This is a genomic window from Nonomuraea sp. NPDC050451 (assembly GCF_044458585.1).
In genome coordinates, this window is record NZ_JBITHZ010000008.1 from 82,566 (window position 1) to 98,317 (window position 15,752).

Below are 15,752 nucleotides of genomic sequence, written 5' to 3' on the forward strand. Positions count from 1 at the left end.
AACAATGTCCACCCTTGAGATCCGCGACCTCCACGTCGCCGTCGAGGACAAGGAAATCCTGCGCGGCGTCAACCTGGCCGTCCACTCGGGCCAGACCCACGCCATCATGGGACCCAACGGCTCGGGCAAGTCGACGCTCGCCTACGCGATCGCCGGCCACCCGAAATACACGATCACCGGCGGCCAGGTGCTGCTCGACGGCGTGGACCTGCTGGAGCTGTCGGTCGACGAGCGGGCCCGCGCGGGCCTGTTCCTGGCCATGCAGTACCCGGTCGAGGTCCCCGGCGTGTCGGTCTCGAACTTCCTGCGCTCGGCCGTCACCGCGGTCCGCGGCGAGGCGCCGAAGCTGCGCGAGTTCGCCAAGGACCTCAAGAGCGGCATGGACGCGCTGTCCATCGACGCCGCCTTCGCCCAGCGCAACCTCAACGAGGGCTTCTCCGGCGGTGAGAAGAAGCGTCACGAGATCCTCCAGCTCGAGCTGCTCAAGCCGAAGATCGCGGTGCTCGACGAGACCGACTCCGGCCTCGACGTCGACGCGCTGCGCGTGGTGTCGGAGGGCATCAACCGCTTCCGCGCCTCCGGCGAGACCGGCGTGCTGCTGATCACGCACTACACCCGCATCCTGCGCTACGTGAAGCCGGACTTCGTCCACGTCTTCGCGGGCGGCCGGATCGTCGAGGAGGGCGGCCCGGAGCTGGCCGAGAAGCTCGAGGCCGAGGGCTACGAGCAGTACACGAAGGCGTCTGCATGACTCAGATCAGCTTTGACGTGGAGAAGATCAGGAAGGACTTCCCGGTCTTCTCCCGCGAGCTGCCCGACGGGCGCCCGCTCGTCTATCTCGACTCGGGCAACTCCTCACAGAAGCCCACCCAGGTCATCGAGACCATGCGTGACCACTTCGCGCTGCACTACAGCAACGTCGGACGGGCCATGCACGTGCTCGGCGCCGAATCGACCGACGCCTACGAGAGCGCCCGCGACAGAGTCGCCGCGTTCGTCGGGGCGCCGTCACGCGACGAGGTGATCTTCACCAAGAACGCCTCCGAGGCGCTCAACCTCGTCGCGTACGCCTTCGGCAACCCCATCAACACCGATCCGCGCTTCACGCTCGGGGCCGGCGACGAGATCGTCATCTCCGAGATGGAGCACCACTCCAACATCGTGCCGTGGCAGCTGCTCGCGCAGCGCACCGGGGCGACGCTGAAGTGGTTCGGCGTCACGGACGACGGGCGGCTCGACTACGACCCGTCCGTGATCACCGAGCGGACGAAGATCGTCTCGGTCGCCCACCAGTCCAACGTGCTCGGCACCGTCAACCCGGTCGCCGAGGTGGCCAGGCGGGCGCACGAGGTCGGCGCGCTGATCATGCTGGACGCGTCGCAGTCCGTGCCGCACCACCCGGTCGACGTCACCGAGCTGGGCGCCGACTTCGTGGCCTTCACCGGCCACAAGATGGTCGGCCCGTCGGGCATCGGCGTCCTGTGGGGCAAGGCCGAGCTGCTCGACGCCATGCCCCCGTTCCTGGGCGGCGGCGAGATGATCGAGGCGGTCTGGATGGACCGCTCGACGTACGCGCCGGTGCCGCACAAGTTTGAGGCCGGCACGCCGCCGATCGTCGAGGCCATCGGGCTGGGCGCGGCCGTCGACTACCTCACCGAGGTCGGCATGGGGGCCATCGAGGCGCACGAGCGCACACTGACGGCCTACGCGCTCGACGCCCTGCGCGAGGTGCCCACCCTGCGCCTCATCGGGCCCGACTCGCTGGAGCAGCGGGGCGGCACGGTGTCGTTCACGCTGGAGGGCATCCACCCGCACGACGTCGGTCAGATCCTCGACGACCAGTTCGGCGTCGCCGTACGCGTCGGTCACCACTGCGCGCGGCCCCTGCACCTACGCTTTGGAATACCGGCGACCACGCGGGCGTCGTTCTACCTGTACAACACCACGGGCGAGATCGACGCCCTGGTCCGCGGCCTCCATCACGTTCAGAAGGTGTTCGCATAGCCATGATCGGCGAGTCGATGTACCAGGAGCTGATCCTGGAGCACTACAAGCACCCGCAGGGGCGGGGGCTGCGTGAGCCGTACGACGCCGAGGTTCACCACGTGAACCCCACGTGCGGCGACGAGATCACGCTCAGGGTGAAGGTGGGCGACGGCGGCAAGGTCCTGGACGTCTCCTACGACGGTCAGGGCTGTTCGATCAGCCAGGCCGCCGCCTCGGTGCTGCACGAGCTCGCCACCGGCTCGACGGTCGAGGAGACGCTCTCCGTGGTCGACGAGTTCACCAGGCTCATGCAGGGCAGGGGACAGGTGGAGGCGGACGAAGAGGTGCTCGGCGACGCGGTCGCGTTCGCGGGCGTGGCCAAGTTCCCGGCGCGCGTCAAATGCGCGTTGCTTTCGTGGATGGCCTATAAGGATGCGGTAGTGAGGAGTGCCCGATGAGTAAGCCCGTGGAGACTCCGACCGATTTCGACGGTGAGACCACCGTCGAAGAGGTCATGGAGGCGCTCAAGGACGTCGTGGACCCCGAGCTCGGCATCAACGTGGTCGACCTTGGGCTCATCTACGGGCTCAACCTCGACCCCGCCGACGGCGCGCGGCCCGTGGCCACCATCGACATGACGCTGACCAGCGCGGCCTGCCCGCTGACCGACGTCATCGAGGACCAGGCCCATTCGGCGCTCGACGGCATGGTGTCCGACGTGAAGATCAACTGGGTCTGGCTGCCGCCGTGGGGCCCGGACAAGATCACCGACGAGGGGCGCGAGCAGCTCCGTATGCTAGGATTCAATGTCTGATCTTTTCTGTTGAAACGGCTGACGTTGACTCGTCAGCCGTTTCAGCGTGCCATAGAGGGTTGCGGAAGGTCCGGGCCCGTCCGGGGAATTTCAGATAGCATCCCGGCGTTGGTACCAAACGCACCTGACGTCTCATCGCGCGTCTGCATCGCCTGCGGCCGGTGCCCGGTGTGTTCCCCCCTTAAATGATTTGACCCGCCCGTACGGCGGGTGACCAGAACCCCTGTGCGGCGTGCGCCGCACGTCCCGGCTCGTCCTTTCGCAGAAGTGACGTGCCACTTCGACGGAAAGGCACGACTTTCGTGACCATGCTTGACGCTGTCATGCCCGCGTTCGACGAGACCGCCGGTGCGGCGGCCTCCGACTCGCCGGCCCCTTCCGGCCCCACGGCCTCGGCCTCTGGCAGAGACGCCGACCCGAGGCCGTCGGAGTTCGAGCTGCTGGGCCTGCCCAAGCCGCTCATCAACGGGCTGGCCAAGCAGGGCATCGACAGCCCGTTCCCCATCCAGAGCGCGACGATTCCCGACGTGCTCGCCGGCAACGACGTGCTCGGCCGCGGCCAGACCGGCTCCGGCAAGACGCTCGCGTTCGGACTGCCCACCATGGCCCGCCTCGCGGGCGTGCGGCCGGCTCCCGGCCACCCCCGCGCGATGATCCTCGTGCCCACCCGTGAGCTCGCCCTCCAGGTGCACGACGCTCTGGAGCCGCTCGGCCGCGGCCTGGGGCTGCGCATGAAGGTCGTCGTGGGCGGCATGTCCATGGGCAAGCAGATCGAGGCGCTGCGGCGCGGCGTCGACATCGTCATCGCCACGCCCGGCCGGCTCGGCGACCTCATCCGGCAGGGCGAGTGCTCGCTCGCCGACGTCGAGGTCAGCGTCCTGGACGAGGCCGACCACATGTGCGACCTCGGCTTCTTCCCCGTCGTCACCGACCTGCTCGCGCAGACCCCGGCCGACGGGCAGCGGCTGCTGTTCTCCGCCACGCTCGACGGCGACGTCGACAAGCTGGTGCAGCGCTTCCTCAAGAACCCGATCACCCACTCCGTGGCCCCCGCGACCTCGCCGGTCGACACCATGGAGCACCACGTGATGCAGGTCACGCGCGACGAGAAGTTCGACGTCGTCGCCGAGATCGCCAACCGTGAGGGCCGTACGATCATCTTCGTCCGCACCCAGCACGGCGTCGACCGGCTCTGCAAGCAGCTGGCCAGGGTCGGCGTCAAGTCGGGTGGCCTGCACGGCGGCAAGCGCCAGAACCAGCGCACCCGCATCCTCGCCGAGTTCCGCGAGGGCGCCATCAACGTGCTCGTCTGCACCGACGTCGCGGCGCGCGGCATCCACGTCGACAACATCAGCCTGGTGCTGCACGTGGACCCGCCCCAGGACCACAAGAGCTACCTGCACCGGGGCGGCCGTACCGCCCGCGCCGGTGAGAAGGGCACCGTGGTCACGCTGGTGCTGCCGAGCGAGCGCCGCTCCACCGACGCGCTCACCCGGCGGGCCGGCATCCACCCGTTCCGCCTGAAGGCCGCGCCCGGTCACCCGCGGGTGGCCGAGGTGACCGGCGCCCGCACGCCGAGCGGCGAGGCCATCCCGGTCTGGGAGCCGGACGTGCGCAAGCCTCTCCGCCCCCGCCGTGAGGGCGGCGGCGGCCAGGGCGAGCGCCGCAACGGCCGCCGCCCGCGCCGTGACTTCGACGGCGACCGCCGCCCCCGGCGTCACGAGGACGGCGAGCGTTCGTTCGGCTCGGGTGAGGACCGTCGTCCGAGGCGTCACGAGGACGGCGAGCGTTCCTTCGGCTCGGGCGACGACCGTCGTCCGCGCCGTTACGAGGACGGCGAGCGGCCCGTCAACTCCGGCGAGGACCGTCGTCCCCGGCGGCACGCCGAGGGTGAGCGGCCGTTCGGGCGCTCGCAGGAGCCGCGTACCTTCGGGGACGACCGGCGCCGTGACAGCCGGCCGCGCGGCGGTTACCGCTCGGACGACCGGCCGTTCCGCCAGGACGACCGCGGCCAGCGCAGTGGGGGCGCCTACCGTTCGGACGACCGGGGCGGACGCTACGCCTCCGACCGCAGCCGCCCGTTCTCGGCCGACCGCGAGCGCGGCTACCGCTCCGACGAGCGCGCCCCGCGCGACGGCTACCGCTCCGGCGGCGGCCGCTCGGACGAGCGTGGCAACGGCGGCGGCGGCTACCGCCGCAACTCGGGTCGCCGCTTCGAGCGCTGACCCGCCGCTTCATCTCCCACCCGCCCGCCGGACCCCGAAAGGGGTGCGGCGGGCGGTGTCATTTGCCGTAGAGTCGCGCATGGCGGCATATATGAACCGGTAAATCCAAGGGGCGGCCGATGAAGCGACCCACGATCGACGACATCGCGCGCAGGGCCGGCGTCTCGAAGGGGGCCGTGTCGTTCGCCCTGAACGGCCGTCCCGGCGTCTCCAGCGAGACGCGCCGCCGCATCCAGGCCATCGCCGCCGAGCTGGGCTGGCAGCCCAACAGCCTGGCGCGGGCGCTGTTCGACGGCAGGCCCGACGTGCTGGGCCTGGTCGTGGACCGCCCGGCGCGCACGCTGGGGCTGGAGCCGTTCTTCATGCAGCTGATCTCCGGCATCGAGGCCACGCTGTCGGCCGCGTCCGTCGGGCTGCTGCTGCAGATGACCGAGGACCACGAGGCCGAGATCTCGATCTACCGGAAATGGTGGGCCCAGCACCGGGTCGCCGGGGTGTTCGTCGTGGACCTGCGGGTCGAGGACGCCAGGATCGCCGTGCTGGAGGAGCTGCGGCTGCCCGCCGTGGTCATCGGCGGCCCCGGCGGGACCGGGCGGCTGCCCGCCGTGTGGATCGACGACGGCGGCGCGCTCGCCACCGTGATCGAGCACCTGGCCGGGCTGGGGCACCGCAGGATCGCCAGGATCGCGGGCCCCGAGGAGCTCATGCACACCGGCGTCAGGACCGCCGCCATGCGGGAGACCGCCGCCAGGCTGGGCGTCGAGAGCGTCACCGTGTACGCCGACTACAGCGGCGAGAGCGGCGAGCGCGCCACGCTCGACCTCCTGCGCGGGCCGGACCGCCCCACCGCCATCGTGTACGACAACGACGTCATGGCGGTCGCGGGCACCGCCGCCGCCCGCGAGGCCGGGATCTCGGTGCCCGGCGAGCTGTCCGTCGTGGCCTGGGACGATTCCGCCCTGTGCCTGCTGGCCCGGCCGCACCTGACGGCGGTCAGCAGGGACATCGCCGCCTGCGGCGCCCACGCCGCCCGCGCCCTGCTCGACCTGGTCCAGGGCCGCGAGGTGGCCGACGCGCGCCAGGCCAACCCGCGCATGGTCAGCAGGGGCAGCACCGCCCCGGTTCGTGAACCCGTTCAGTGAGTGACCGGAAACATTGAAACTAAACGGGTTTAGTGATGCGATGACAATTCCCCGCTGCTCGAGCCCGGAGGGTTGATGAGCCCGTTCCGCCCCCTTCATGAAGCCTGGACCGTCCGCTCCGCGAGCGGCGACGTGCGGGCCCCGGCCACCGTCCCAGGTTGCGTGCACACCGACCTGCTCGCCGCGGGGCTGATCCCCGATCCCTACCTCGACGACAACGAGACCCGCCTGGCCTGGATCGGGCGCACCGAGTGGCGTTACGAGACGGAGTTCTCGTGGGACGGCACCGGGCACGAGCACGTCGACCTCGTGTGCCAGGGGCTCGACACCGTGGCCGCCGTCGAGCTCAACGGCGTCCGGGTGGGCGAGTCCGCGAACATGCACCGTTCGTACCGGTTCGACGTGCGCCACGCGCTGCGGACCGGGAGCAACCGGCTGACGGTCACGTTCGCCTCGGCGCTCGAATACGCCGAGCGGCTGCGGGAGGAGCTCGGCCACCGGCCGGGCGCCTACACCCAGCCCTACAACTTCATCAGGAAGATGGCCTGCAACTTCGGCTGGGACTGGGGCCCGACGCTGATCACGGCGGGCATCTGGCGGCCGATCGGGCTGCACGAGTGGAGCGGGGCCAGGATCGCCGAGGTCCGGCCGCTGGTCACCGTCGAGGACGGGACGGCCAGGGTGGACGTCCACGTCCGGGTGGAGAAGACGGGCGCCGCCGAGGTGAGCGCGGCGATCAAGGGGGTGTCGGTCAGCGCCGTGATCCCCGAGGACGGCGACGAGGCCGTGCTCACGCTGGAGGTGCCCGACCCGGAGCTGTGGTGGCCGAGAGGGTACGGCGAGCAGCCGCTCTACGAGCTCGAGGTGACGGCCGGCGAGGACGTGTGGCGCCGCGAGATCGGGCTGCGCGAGGTGCGCCTGCGCACCGAGGACGGCGCGTTCACCCTGGCCGTCAACGGGGTCGAGGTGTTCGTCAGAGGGGTGAACTGGATCCCCGACGACTGCTTCCCCACCCGGGTGGGCCGCGACCGCTACGCCGCCCGGCTCGCCCAGGCCTGCGAGACGAACGTCAACCTCGTCCGCGTGTGGGGCGGCGGCTTGTACGAGAGCGAGGACTTCTACGACCTGTGCGACCGGCTCGGCCTGATGGTCTGGCAGGACTTCCCGTTCGCCTGCGCCGCCTACCCCGAGGAGGACCCGATCGGGTCCGAGGTGGAGGCGGAGGCGCGCGAGCAGGTCGCCAGGCTTAGCGCGCACCCGAGCCTGGTCCTGTGGTGCGGCAACAACGAGAACATCGAGGGCTACGCCGACTGGGGCTGGCAGGAGCCGCTCCAGGGACGCAGCTGGGGAGGCGGCTTCTACCTGGAGACGCTGCCGCGCGTCGTGGCCGAGCTGGACCCGACCCGCCCGTACTGGCCGGGCAGCCCCTACTCGGGGTCCATGGACCTGCCGCCCAACGACCCGGCCCGCGGCACCATGCACATCTGGGACGTGTGGAACGAGCGCGACTACACCGTCTACCGCGGCTACCGGCCCCGCATGGCCGCCGAGTTCGGCTTCCAGGGGCCCGCCGCGTACGCCACGATCCGCCGCGCCATCAGCGACGAGCCGCTGCTGCCCGACTCCCGGGGCCTGCTGCACCACCAGAAGGCCGTCGACGGCAACCTCAAGCTGGCCGCCGGGCTCAAGCCGCACTTCCCGGTCCCCGGGACCTTCGACGACTGGCACTACCTCACCCAGGTCAACCAGGCGCGTGCCATCCAGCTCGGGGTCGAGCACTTCAGGGCCCTGTGGCCGCACTGCGCGGGCAGCGTGGTGTGGCAGCTCAACGACTGCTGGCCGGTCACGTCGTGGTCGGCCGTGGACGGGGACGGGCGCAGGAAGCCGCTGTTCCACGCGCTGCGCAGGGCGTACGCCGATCGGCTGCTGACCGTGCAGCCGCGCGACGGCGGCCTCGCGCTGGTCGCCGTCAACGACAGCGCGCGGCCGTGGCGGGCGTCGGCGCGGGCCGCACGGCACGGCTTCGACGGCACCGCGCTCGCGGCGCAGGACCTCGCGCTGGACGTGCCGCCCCGGGCGGTCGTCACCCTCCCGCTGGCCGCGCCCGTCGCCGAGCCGGGCGACCCGGCGAGCGAGCTGATCACCGCCACGGTCATCGGGCTGGACGACCGGGCGAGCGAGCCGATCACCGCCGGGATCACCGGGCCGGGCGGTGGCGACCCGGCGGTGGGTCGGGCGCTGTGGTTCTTCGCGCCTGACCGGGACCTGCGCCTGCCCGAGCCGCGTTACGACACCGCGGCCGAGGCCACCCCCGGCGGGCTCCGGTTGACGGTCACCGCGCGCACGCTCCTGCGCGACCTGGCCGTCTTCCCCGACCGGCTGGACCCGGCCGCCCAGGCCGACGACCAGCTCGTCACGCTGCTGCCGGGCGAGCGGGCCGAGTTCCTGATCAGCACGGCGGGCCTGGACGAGCGGGCCCTCGTACGCGCGCCGGTGTTGCGCTGTGTCAACGATGTGGTGGTGCGAGGGAGCGCCGCCGCCCGGACTGAGGAGCGGCGGGAGCGGAGCGACCAGAGCGACGAGGGAAGGCGGCGGCTCCAGGGCGACCGAGCCGCCTCCACGGAGTGGAGGCAATGAGCATGGTGATGAGGCGTTACGGGTTCAACCTGCAGTGGATGTTCTGGAAGGACCCCGGGGTGAAGCCCGCGCCCGTCGACGAGCGGGTGCTGGACGCGATCGCCGGGTGGGGCTTCGACTTCGTGCGCATGCCGTGCGACTACCGCTTCTGGACCGACGGGCTCGACTACGCCCACCCCGACGAGCGCGTGCTCGAGGTGCTGGACACCTACCTCGACGCCTGCCGCGAGCGCGGCCTGCACCTCTCGCTCAACCTCCACCGCGCCCCCGGCTACGTCATCACCGGCTGGGAGAGCGAGCACCACAACCTCTGGGCCGACCGTGAGGCGCAGGATGGCTTCGCCGCCATCTGGACCGGTTTCGCCCGCCGCTACCGGGGCGTGCCCGGCGACGAGCTCTCGTTCGACCTGGTCAACGAGCCGCCCTCCGTGGGGGAGCGGGGGTTCACCAGGGCGGCGCACGAGACGGTGATCCGCCGCGTGGTGGCGGAACTCCGGCGGGCCGACCCGGACCGGCCGATCGTGATCGACGGGCTGGGCGGCGGCCACCTGGCGATGCCGGAGCTGGCCGACCTCGGCGTCGTCCACAGCACGCGCGGCTACGCGCCGATGAGCGTCAGCCACTACCGGGCCGAGTGGTGGCCGGGCTCACAGGGCCTGGCCGAGCCCACCTACCCCTGCGACTACGAGGGGCGGCACTGGGACCGGGCCGCGCTGCGCGACTTCTACGCCCCGTGGCGCGAGGTGGCGGCGCAGGGCGTGCCCGTCCACGTGGGCGAGTTCGGCTGCTACGACCACACGCCGAACGACGTCGCGCTGCGCTGGCTGTCCGACGTGCTCGGCGTGTTCGCCTCGTTCGGCTGGGGGTACGCGTTGTGGCAGTTCGAGGGGCCGTTCGGGGTGATCGGGCACCGGCGGCCCGGTGCGCGCTTCGAGCAGCTCGACGGATTCCTGGTCGACAGGGATCTCCTGGAGCTGCTCCAGGCGCACCGGGTCAGCCCTTGAGGCCGCTGAGGGCGATGCCGCGGGTGAAGTACTTCTGGAAGATCACGAAGAACACGATCGTCGGGACCGAGGCGAGCAGCCCGCCCGCCATGATCGCGCCCTGGTGATCGGGACCCACGTAGTAGGAGTTGAGCCTGGCCAGTGCGACGGGTATGTTCGCCATCTCGTCGCTCTGGACGATGATGAGCGGCCAGAGGAAGTTGTTCCACTCCGCGAGCACGATGAAGATCGACATCGCGGCGAGCGCCGGCCGCAGCAGCGGCAGCACGATCTTCCACCAGATCCGCCACTCCCCGGCGCCGTCCACCCTGGCCGCCTGGATCAGCTCGTTCGGCAGCGACTGCAGGAACTGCACCAGGAAGAACAGCACGAACGCCTTGGCCAGCGCCGGGACGATGTAGGCGGCGTAGTTGTCCAGCCAGCCCAGGTTCCGCATGATCACGTAGTTGGGGATCAGCGTCGTCTGCCAGGGCACCATCATCGAGGCGATGATCAGCAGGAAGATCGTCCGGCGGCCCTTGATGTCGTGCTTGGAGATCACGTACGCGGCCAGCGAGCAGATCAGCAGCGACCCGACGGTGATGGCGGTGGTGATGACGAGGCTGTTGATCATGAATCGCCAGAACCCCAGGTCCACCTGGTAGCGCTGGAAGATGCCCGCCAGGTGGCCGGGGTTGATCCCCTTGGGCGTCCACTCCGTGTCGTAGAAGTTGGCCACCGTGGGAGCCTGTGGCACGAACGACGGCGGCGTCCTGGCCAGCTCCCTCGGCGGCTTGAACACCGTGATGAGCAGCCAGTAGAACGGCGCGATCATCGTCAGCGCCAGCAGGTAGAACGGCAGGCGCAGCAGATGCCCGTTGATCTTCGCACGCCGGTTGCCGCCTGCCGGGGCCGCGTGCCGGGACGGCGGCGCGGGGGCGATCGTGTCCATCGGGGCGACGGCCATCACAGCTCCTTCATGGCGCGGCCCACGCGCAGGTTGACGAGGCTCAGCACGAAGATGATCAGGAAGAGCACCCAGGCGATCGCCGAGGCGTAGCCCAGCCTGAAGTGGGTGAATCCCTGGTCGTAGAGGTAGGGGACGATCATCAGGCCCGAGTCGAGCACGCCGCCGATGGTGTTGGCGCCCGTCGAGAAGACGATGTAGACGGCCTCGAACACCTGGAAGGCGCCGATCAGGCCGGTCACCACCACGTACGTGGTGACGGGGCGCAGCAGGGGCAGCGTGATGTGGCGGAAGCGATGCCAGGTCGAGGCGCCGTCGATCTTGGCCGCCTCGTAGTACTCCTCGGGGATCGAGCCGAGGCCGGCCACGTACAGCACCATGCCGTAGCCCATGCCGCCCCAGACGGACATCACCACCAGGATCGGGATCGTCAGCCCCGGCGTGGCCAGCCAGGCGACCGCCTTGCCGCCGAACCAGCTCACAATGGTGTTGGCCAGGCCCACGTCGCTGGGGTAAAGGACCCACTTCCACATCAGCATGAGCGCGATGGAGGAGGTCACCGACGGCAGGAAGAACACCGTGCGCATGATCCGGTGCAACCAGCCGGTGCCGTTGAAGGCCAGGGCGAGGCCCAGTGACAGCAGCGTGCCGAACACGACCGACGCCACCACGTACAGGGCCGTGTTGCCCAGCGCGTGGCGGAACCTGGCGTCCGAGGCCAGCTGCTGGAAGTTGTCCAGGCCGGTGAACGCGGCGGGGTTGATCCCGTCGAACTTCGTGAAGCTCAGATAGAGAGAGTTGGCCAGCGGCCAGATCAGAAAGCCCGCGAACAGCGCGAGGAAGGGCAGCAGCATCGCGTACGAGGTGCCGTAGCGGCGCAGCCTGCTGCGCAGGGGGATGGGGGAGGCCATATCAGACTCCTGGATCATCGGCGCCGGGACCGGGCCGCGCCGGTCCCGGCGAGCGGCTAACCGGCGTTGCGCTCCATGACCTTGGCGGCCTCCGCAAGCGCGGTCTTGGCATCCGACTTGCCCAGGATGACCGACTGGAGCTGCTTGGTCACGTCCGGCGCGCTCTCGTCCCAGCCCGGGCAGCCCGGCGCGGCCTTGCCCGTCTTGATCGACGCCTCGAACACCTGAGCCTGCTCAGGTGCGAACACCGAGCCGTTCACGATCTTGTCGGCCCGCGGCGAGATGTAGGAGATGTTCCGCTTCCTGGCCTCGTCCGAGATCGCGGCGATGGCCTCGTCGCTGTACATGAACTTGACGAAGTCCGCGCCCGTCTCGACGTACTTGCTGAAGGAGGTCACGCCGATCGCCCGGCCGCCGATGAACGCGGTCGGCCCGGCGGGCCCCGCGGGGATCGTGGCCATCCCCCACTTGCCCTTCAGCTTCGGCTTGTTGATGTCGATGCCCTTGGCGATCCAGTTGCCCGCCACCACCATCGCGGTGCCGGTGTCCAGCGCGTCGGAGCCCTCCACGGTGGCGGTGGGAGCGCCGTGCTTCTTGTAGAGGTCGGCCCAGTACGTGAGCGCCTGCTCGGCCTGCGGGGTGTTGAGCGAGGGCTTGCAGTCGGCGGTGTAGAACGAGCCGCCCGCCTGGTAGAGGTAGTTGAAGTAGCCGATCCAGTCCAGGTTGCCCCAGTCCTGGCTGTAGGGCTTCTTCACGCCGGCCGCCTTGAGCTTGTCGATGGCCGCGGTCAGCTCCTCCCAGGTCTTGGGCGGCTCGACCTTGGCCTTCTCCAGCAGGTCGGTGCGGTAGTAGAGGGCGAGGGTCGACATGTCCAGCGGCACGCCGTACACCGAGCCGTCGGGGGAGATGGCCGACTCCCACTGGGCGGGCAGCGCCTGTGCCTTGAGCGAGTCGGCGCCGTACTTGCGCAGGTCCACCATGGCGCCCCTGGTGCCGAACTGGATGGTCCAGGTCATGCCGCCGGAGATGATGTCGGGTCCGTTGCGGCTGGTGGCCGCCGCCAGCAACTTGGCGTACGCGTCGCTCCACGACAGGGTCTGCACCTTGACCGTCACGTTGGGGTGCTTCTGGTGGTAGAGGTCGGCCGCCTTCTGGAAGGTCGCGGTCTCGTCATCGCCGCCCGTGGACCAGAAGGACAGGGTCGCGGGGGCGTTCTGGTCTGCCTGCTTGGTCTCGGTCTGGCCACTCGTGGCGCAGGCCGCGCTCAGGACCGTCAGCAGGACCGCGCTGCACGCTGCCATCGTTCGTCGCATGGGGCTATCCGATCTATCGGTCGGATGGGCGCCGGGACTCCCCTGCGAAGGGGCGTGCGGATGTGCGAGGGCATCCCCACGACTGGCGCCCAAAATCAATGGTGTAGGGATCTCACCACTTAAACGGGTAAGTTACAATAGCCAGCCTTAGAGGTTGCTGAAATGTTTCCCCATATGGGGCCGCTGACCTGTGGCTACATCGCCCGTGAAACGGTTCGGTCACGGCCCGCGGGGGCGGTGCTGCCCCGGGGCAGCAGGCGTGCCGGCGGACCCTCCAGGCTCCCCGTCTCCCCGCTCCTGATCAGCCGGAGCAGGGTCTGGGCGGCGTGCGCGCCGCAGGCGGGGATGTCCCGCGTCACCGCCGTCAGCGACGGCCGCACCACCTGGGAGAGCGGCGAGTCGTCCCAGCCCACGATCGACAGCTCGGCGGGGACGTCCAGGCGCATCTCCTGGGCGACCGACAGCCCGGCCACCGCCATGATGTCGTTGTCGTAGACGATCGCGGTGGGCCTGGCCCGGGAGCTGAGCAGCCGCCTGGTCGCGCGGGCGCCCTGCTCGCCCGTGTAGTCGGTGTGGACGACCGGATGCTCGCCGACGCCCGACTCGGCGCAGATCTCCGCGAACGCCTCGTCCCTGATCCTGGTGTGCAGCAGCGCCGGCAGCCCGGCCACCCTGGCGATGTGCCGGTGGCCGAGCGCCGCGAGATATTCGATCACCTCGCGCAGCACGGCCACCTCGTCCGACCACACCGCGGGCAGCGAGCCGACGCCCGACGGGTGCCCGGTCACCACCGCCGGCATGCCCAGCCGCTCGACCACCGGCACCCGGGGATCGTCGGCGTGCAGGTCGACCAGGATCGCGCCGTCCACCCGGCCCTCGCCCCACCAGCGCCGGTAGACCGCGATCTCGGCCTCGTGGTCGGCCACCACCTGCAGCATCAGCGCGCACGAGCTGGCCGCCAGCTCGCCCTCGATGCCGCTGATCAGCTCCATGAAGAACGGCTCCACGCCGAGGAACCGCGCGGGGCGGCACAGGACCAGGCCGATGGCGTCGGCCCTGGCGCCGCTGAGCGAGCGCGCGGCCAGGTTGGGCCGCCAGCCGATCTCCTGGGCGATCGCCTGGATGCGCGCCCTGGTCTCCGCGGAGACACCGGGCTGGCCGTTCAGCGCGTAGGAGACAGCCCCCTTGGACACGCCGGCCCGTCTGGCGATGTCGGCGATCGTTGGCCTCTTCACCCCGTGCTCCTCTCTGAAACTTTCACTGAACCGTATCAGCGATAACCGCGGCTCTCCTGGCGCCGAACGCTCGCCGTCCCGCGACCGGATGATCGCGCCGGCGCGATCACCGTTACGGTGAGGGCACCCCGATGTGTCCTCCAGGAGTGCCGATGTTCGTAGACATGCCACTCGCCCAGCTACGCGAGTATCTCCCCGAACGCGCCGAGCCCGCCGACTTCGACGCCTTCTGGGACCGTACGCTCGCCGAGGCCCGCACCCACGACCTCGCCGCCGAGTTCACCCCCGTGGCCTCACCACTGACCACCACCGAGGTGTTCGACGTCACCTTCGCCGGGTTCGGCGGCCACCCGATCAAGGGCTGGCTGCTCGTCCCGCACCAGGCCGCCGGGCCGGTGCCCTGCGTGGTCGAGTACCAGGGCTACGGCGGCGGACGCGGGCTGCCGATCGACTGGCTGCTCTGGCCCAGCCTCGGCTACGCCGTCCTCGCCATGGACAGCCGGGGCCAGGGCGCCGGCGGGTGGCGGCGCGGCGACACCGCCGACCCCTGTCCCGGCTCCGGCCCCACCACTCCCGGCGTCATGACCAGCGGCATCCACGACCCGGACGCCTACTACTACCGGCGGCTCTACACCGACGCGGTGCGCGCGGTCGAGGCCGCCACGGCGCACCCGAGGGTGGGCACGGTCGCGGTCGGCGGCGCCAGCCAGGGCGGGGCGATCGCGCTGGCCGTCTCGGCTCTGGTGCCCGGCCTCGCCTGCGCCTTCCTGGACGTGCCGTTCATGTGTCACATCCGGCACGCCACGCAGATCACCGGCGAGTACCCGTACGCCGAGATCGCCGCCTACTGCCGGGCCTTCAAGGAGAGGGTCGAGCCCGTCTTCGAGACCCTGGCCTACTTCGACGGCGTCAACTTCGCCGCCCGCGCCGCCACACCCGCCCTCTTCTCGGTCGGGCTGCAGGACGGCATCACGCCGCCGTCCACGGTGTTCGCCGCCTACAACCACTACGCCGGGGAGAAGGACATCAAGGTCTACCCGTACAACGGGCACGAGGGCGGCGAGTCCGCGCACGCCATGGAGCGGATCGCGATGGCCAGGAAGGCGCTCGGCTGAGAACGTCCCCGTGGCCCTTTGGTGAGGCCGTCTCGCGTGGCGGACGCGGGGCGGCGTCACCCTCTCGCGCAGACTAGGCTTGACAAGCACGTCAGCCGACCGACGAGAGAGACCATGAAGACCTTCGAAGAGCTGTTCGCCGAGCTGTCCGAGAAGGCCAGGACCCGGCCCGAGGGCTCGGGCACCGTGGCCGCCCTCGACGCCGGCGTCCATGCCATCGGCAAGAAGGTCGTCGAGGAGGCCGCCGAGAGCTGGATGGCCGCCGAGCACGAGTCAGACGACAGGGCCGCCGAGGAGATCTCCCAGCTCCTCTACCACGTGCAGGTGCTCATGATCGCCAAGGGCATCGGCCTCGACCAGGTCTACAAGCATCTCTAGGGCGCCCGGCGCCCGCCACCAAGCCCCTGGAGAAGCAACAGCGAGA

General features: G+C 70.3%; 14 protein-coding genes. 10 read left to right on the top strand and 4 right to left on the bottom strand.

What is annotated here, in order from left to right; genetic code table 11:
* The first annotated feature begins 4 nt into the window (after positions 1-4).
* The 8 genes from sufC to ACIBI9_RS25395 all read left to right on the top strand — a co-directional run bounded on the left by sufC (position 5) and on the right by ACIBI9_RS25395 (position 9,808).
* Entirely contained in the window at positions 5-751 is a 747-nt protein-coding gene (gene sufC / locus ACIBI9_RS25360) for a Fe-S cluster assembly ATPase SufC (protein WP_397224867.1), read from the top strand.
* The gene (locus ACIBI9_RS25365) at positions 748-2,004 is read left to right on the top strand and encodes a cysteine desulfurase (RefSeq protein WP_397224869.1); all 1,257 of its coding nucleotides are present in this window, start codon (positions 748-750) and stop codon (positions 2,002-2,004) included. Before sufC ends, ACIBI9_RS25365 begins: the two co-directional genes overlap by 4 nt.
* A gap of 2 nt (positions 2,005-2,006) precedes the next feature.
* On the top strand, positions 2,007-2,444 hold the full coding sequence (gene sufU, locus ACIBI9_RS25370; protein WP_350740058.1) for a Fe-S cluster assembly sulfur transfer protein SufU: 438 nt from the start codon (positions 2,007-2,009) through the stop codon (positions 2,442-2,444).
* A complete protein-coding gene (locus ACIBI9_RS25375) occupies positions 2,441-2,800 on the top strand; it encodes a metal-sulfur cluster assembly factor (RefSeq protein ID WP_185076963.1) in 360 nt (119 codons plus the stop codon). Before sufU ends, ACIBI9_RS25375 begins: the two co-directional genes overlap by 4 nt.
* Before the next feature lie 308 nt (positions 2,801-3,108).
* Positions 3,109-5,025, top strand: coding sequence for a DEAD/DEAH box helicase (locus ACIBI9_RS25380; RefSeq protein ID WP_397224872.1), 1,917 nt, complete (start codon positions 3,109-3,111; stop codon positions 5,023-5,025).
* A gap of 119 nt (positions 5,026-5,144) precedes the next feature.
* Positions 5,145-6,167, top strand: coding sequence for a LacI family DNA-binding transcriptional regulator (locus ACIBI9_RS25385; RefSeq protein ID WP_397224874.1), 1,023 nt, complete (start codon positions 5,145-5,147; stop codon positions 6,165-6,167).
* A gap of 75 nt (positions 6,168-6,242) precedes the next feature.
* On the top strand, positions 6,243-8,804 hold the full coding sequence (locus ACIBI9_RS25390; protein ID WP_397224876.1) for a glycoside hydrolase family 2 protein: 2,562 nt from the start codon (positions 6,243-6,245) through the stop codon (positions 8,802-8,804).
* Complete coding sequence (locus ACIBI9_RS25395; protein ID WP_397224879.1) at positions 8,801-9,808, top strand: glycoside hydrolase family 5 protein; 1,008 nt, start codon at positions 8,801-8,803, stop codon at positions 9,806-9,808. The genes ACIBI9_RS25390 and ACIBI9_RS25395 overlap by 4 nt, the downstream gene beginning before the upstream one ends.
* Here the strand turns inward: ACIBI9_RS25395 and ACIBI9_RS25400 are convergent.
* From ACIBI9_RS25400 to ACIBI9_RS25415, 4 genes are all read right to left on the bottom strand, one after another.
* Positions 9,798-10,754, bottom strand: coding sequence for a carbohydrate ABC transporter permease (locus tag ACIBI9_RS25400; protein WP_397224881.1), 957 nt, complete (start codon positions 10,752-10,754; stop codon positions 9,798-9,800). The two genes, ACIBI9_RS25395 and ACIBI9_RS25400, sit on opposite strands and share 11 nt — an antisense overlap.
* A complete protein-coding gene (locus tag ACIBI9_RS25405) occupies positions 10,754-11,665 on the bottom strand; it encodes a carbohydrate ABC transporter permease (RefSeq protein WP_397224883.1) in 912 nt (303 codons plus the stop codon). The genes ACIBI9_RS25400 and ACIBI9_RS25405 overlap by 1 nt, the downstream gene beginning before the upstream one ends.
* A 56-nt stretch (positions 11,666-11,721) precedes the next feature.
* Positions 11,722-12,966 carry an extracellular solute-binding protein gene (locus ACIBI9_RS25410; protein WP_397224886.1) on the bottom strand — a complete coding sequence of 415 codons (1,245 nt, stop codon included), beginning with the start codon at positions 12,964-12,966 and terminating at the stop codon, positions 11,722-11,724.
* 206 nt (positions 12,967-13,172) lie between these two features.
* On the bottom strand, positions 13,173-14,213 hold the full coding sequence (locus ACIBI9_RS25415) for a LacI family DNA-binding transcriptional regulator (protein ID WP_397224888.1): 1,041 nt from the start codon (positions 14,211-14,213) through the stop codon (positions 13,173-13,175).
* 152 nt (positions 14,214-14,365) lie between these two features.
* On the opposite strand from ACIBI9_RS25415, the gene ACIBI9_RS25420 reads away from it, so the two are divergent.
* Both ACIBI9_RS25420 and ACIBI9_RS25425 read left to right on the top strand, forming a co-directional pair.
* Positions 14,366-15,328 carry an acetylxylan esterase gene (locus ACIBI9_RS25420; protein WP_397224889.1) on the top strand — a complete coding sequence of 321 codons (963 nt, stop codon included), beginning with the start codon at positions 14,366-14,368 and terminating at the stop codon, positions 15,326-15,328.
* A 114-nt stretch (positions 15,329-15,442) separates the two neighbouring features.
* Complete coding sequence (locus ACIBI9_RS25425; protein WP_192785690.1) at positions 15,443-15,706, top strand: phosphoribosyl-ATP diphosphatase; 264 nt, start codon at positions 15,443-15,445, stop codon at positions 15,704-15,706.
* The last annotated feature ends 46 nt before the right edge of the window (positions 15,707-15,752 follow it).

Bases quoted from the DNA above. Each gene is read 5' to 3' on its own strand.
- ACIBI9_RS25410 (WP_397224886.1), bottom strand. From the start codon at position 12,966: ATGGCAGCGTGCAGCGCGGTCCTGCTGACGGTCCTGAGCGCGGCCTGC.
- ACIBI9_RS25425 (WP_192785690.1), top strand. From the start codon at position 15,443: ATGAAGACCTTCGAAGAGCTGTTCGCCGAGCTGTCCGAGAAGGCCAGG.
- ACIBI9_RS25405 (WP_397224883.1), bottom strand. From the start codon at position 11,665: ATGGCCTCCCCCATCCCCCTGCGCAGCAGGCTGCGCCGCTACGGCACC.
- ACIBI9_RS25365 (WP_397224869.1), top strand. From the start codon at position 748: ATGACTCAGATCAGCTTTGACGTGGAGAAGATCAGGAAGGACTTCCCG.
- ACIBI9_RS25380 (WP_397224872.1), top strand. From the start codon at position 3,109: ATGCTTGACGCTGTCATGCCCGCGTTCGACGAGACCGCCGGTGCGGCG.
- sufC (WP_397224867.1), top strand. From the start codon at position 5: ATGTCCACCCTTGAGATCCGCGACCTCCACGTCGCCGTCGAGGACAAG.
- ACIBI9_RS25390 (WP_397224876.1), top strand. From the start codon at position 6,243: ATGAGCCCGTTCCGCCCCCTTCATGAAGCCTGGACCGTCCGCTCCGCG.
- ACIBI9_RS25420 (WP_397224889.1), top strand. From the start codon at position 14,366: ATGTTCGTAGACATGCCACTCGCCCAGCTACGCGAGTATCTCCCCGAA.
- ACIBI9_RS25375 (WP_185076963.1), top strand. From the start codon at position 2,441: ATGAGTAAGCCCGTGGAGACTCCGACCGATTTCGACGGTGAGACCACC.
- sufU (WP_350740058.1), top strand. From the start codon at position 2,007: ATGATCGGCGAGTCGATGTACCAGGAGCTGATCCTGGAGCACTACAAG.
- ACIBI9_RS25395 (WP_397224879.1), top strand. From the start codon at position 8,801: ATGAGCATGGTGATGAGGCGTTACGGGTTCAACCTGCAGTGGATGTTC.
- ACIBI9_RS25385 (WP_397224874.1), top strand. From the start codon at position 5,145: ATGAAGCGACCCACGATCGACGACATCGCGCGCAGGGCCGGCGTCTCG.
- ACIBI9_RS25400 (WP_397224881.1), bottom strand. From the start codon at position 10,754: ATGGCCGTCGCCCCGATGGACACGATCGCCCCCGCGCCGCCGTCCCGG.